Below are 2733 nucleotides of genomic sequence, written 5' to 3' on the forward strand. Positions count from 1 at the left end.
GGCATTATATTCCGTAGAAACCATAGAAAAAACAAAAGGTGACTACTATTTAGTCAAAGGAAATATCACTAAAATTGATAAAGACTTAGATTCTGTCATTGCTAAAAATTCGGGCTTAAATAATGAACAAAATCAAACCATTCTCACAGAAGAAAAAACGTTTAAGAAAACCACGACTCCTCAAGATTTAACCGAGTTGGCAAATGAAAGTGCGGAAGCATCTGGGGAAACTACTACTTCTGAAAGGTTAAAAGAATTAGCAAATAAAAGTATTGAATTAGCTTGTCTGGTAGCTAAAAATCCTCATTGTCCTCCCAATTTACTGGCAGAATTGGCTCAAAATGAAGAGAGGTTAGTTCGTCAGGCAGTAACCAATAATCCCAATACTTCCAAAGAGACTTTATTAAATTTGGGTGCTGAATTTCCCGAAGAATTTCTCGATAATCCCATTTTTGATCTTTTATTATTGGAAAATCCGAGTTTTTTGGCTGAAATACCAAAATCTACTCTTGAAAGCATTGTTAAACTAGAGAAATTTCCCCAACCCTTTTTTACTTGGGTACTTGATAATAGTAATGATAATGATCCTCTTTTAATGGCTTTATTATCGAATCCAAATCTCACCCGTGAGCATTTAGAAAGGTTAAGTTCTCATAAAAATTCTCTGATCGCCCAAGAAGCAAAACTTCATATTAACTGGAATGAAAAAATAGAAAATACTGGAGATGCGATTAAAAAAGCCTTAAATCAATCCGCTCTAGTTGTTCCTGAATCTAAAGGCAATATTTTTGTAAACCTATATTATCGAGGAATATTTCAAAAATGGGCTAATGAACCATGGGCAAAATTAATTGATTTTTGCTTAAAAGATGACGAAATGTTCTTTTATTTTAGTTTTGATGCCCTCAAGAACGTACTGATCTTTAATCCAAATACTCCTCCACATTTATTAGAAAAATTGCTAGAAAAATGTTTTTCTAAAGACAAAGATAAGTCTGATAATATTCCTTATGATATGTACTCAAGTATTTTTAATGATTTAATACATAATTCAAGAAATATTTCTAAAAATTTGTTGCAAGAATTGATTAGCTTATATTACGATGAAAAAATTCCTGACGAGTTAAAATCTGAGTTAGCGAAGATATTATTAGGCAGTTATCACACTCCTTGTTCTGTGTTAAACGATATTTTATATTCTGGAAAAGCACCTTATGATGTTTATGCAGGAACTAATGTGGAGGACGACGCTTATTGGTTCGAGTGTGGCTGGTTTGACAATTATGTGGATCGTGCTAAAGATATGTATGAGATCTCTTGGGAGGAGCACAATAGGTTATTTAAGTTACTAGAGACTAAACTTAATCACGGTCATCTTAATCATGCTCTTATTCACCCTCAGATGTCTCGTTACATGAAAAATAATCCTACAACCCCTGACCATCTTTTATTAGGTTTAGCGTGGAATAGAACTCATGATTTGGACACTACTGGTAGGACCTTATCTACTAATATGTATGAATTTGGTCTTGCTACGGATATTGCAGGAAATCGTTTTACTCCCCAAGATGTATTATCAGATTTAGCTTTCGATATGCAACTAAAAATTCATTGTAATTTGGCTAATAGTTGCTCTAAGCCAAAGGTTTTAGAGCAAATATTTTATGATGTTAATTCTTTGACAGGATCACGATGGGACGAATTAAGCTCTTCTGACACAGAATGTGATTACGATTATTATAAAGACAATACCTTTAATTCTTTGGTAGAAAATCCTAACACTCCTGCTAAGGTTTTAGAAAACATGGCATTACAGGAATTAACTGGTAAGAAAAATTGGGATGGTTCGTTATTAAGAGAAATAGCATCTCATCCTAACACTTCTGGCAAGGTGTTAACAAAAATAGCATCTCATCCTGAAATTCCTGCTGAGGTATCAGAAAAAATAGCATCTCATCCTAAAACGCCTATTAAGATTTTAGAAAAACTAGCTAATAATGATAATGATAAGAGAGATATTTCTAAGGCACTTCTACAAAATCCTAATACTCCTGTTAGTTTGCTAGAAAACCATATTTATCCATTTTGTGTTGATTTTCTAATGGAGGGTACAAAACCAGATTTAGGACGTTTTATCGTACTTTTTAGTCCTTATGCTAAGGTATCCCATTTAGAGAACAATTTCCGTTCTACTTCTTGGTTAGAGCGTTGGGCTATTGCTCAAAATCCCAATACTCCTGATAATACCCTTAGTTATCTAGTCAAAGATGGTAATAAATTGGTTAGAAGTGCCGCCGAATTAAACATCAAACAAAAAGTAGCTTCAAATCCCAATATTCCTGTAGCTTTATTAGAAAAATTAGCCACTGATTCTGATCAAGATGTTCGCCGTAATGTAGCCTCAAATCCCAATACTCCTGTAGCTTTATTAGAAAAATTAGCCAATGATTCTGATAAAGATGTTCGCCGTGAAGTAGCCTCAAATTCCAATACTCCTGTAACCTTATTAAAAAAATTAGCCACTTATTTTGATAAAGATGTTCGCCGTAGAGTAGCAGAAAATCCCAATACTCCTGATAATACTCTTAGCTATCTAGTCAAAGATGCTAATAAATTGGTTAGAAGTGCCGCCGAATTAAACATCAAACAAAGACAAAATGGGGGTAAATAATATGACTTATCCTGATGGCTGGAAAGAGTTTTGTTACTGGAGAAAGATGAATCCAGATGCTC

General features: G+C 33.7%; 1 protein-coding gene. It reads left to right on the forward strand.

The window, feature by feature from the left end:
• On the forward strand, nt 1–2671 hold a 2671-nt coding region (locus ACN4EE_RS22720; RefSeq protein ID WP_431708793.1), incomplete at its 5' end, for a HEAT repeat domain-containing protein.
• Nucleotides 2672–2733 lie beyond the last annotated feature (62 nt).

The sequence above is a fragment of the Geminocystis sp. CENA526 genome (assembly GCF_050753365.1).
GTDB lineage: Bacteria > Cyanobacteriota > Cyanobacteriia > Cyanobacteriales > Cyanobacteriaceae > Geminocystis.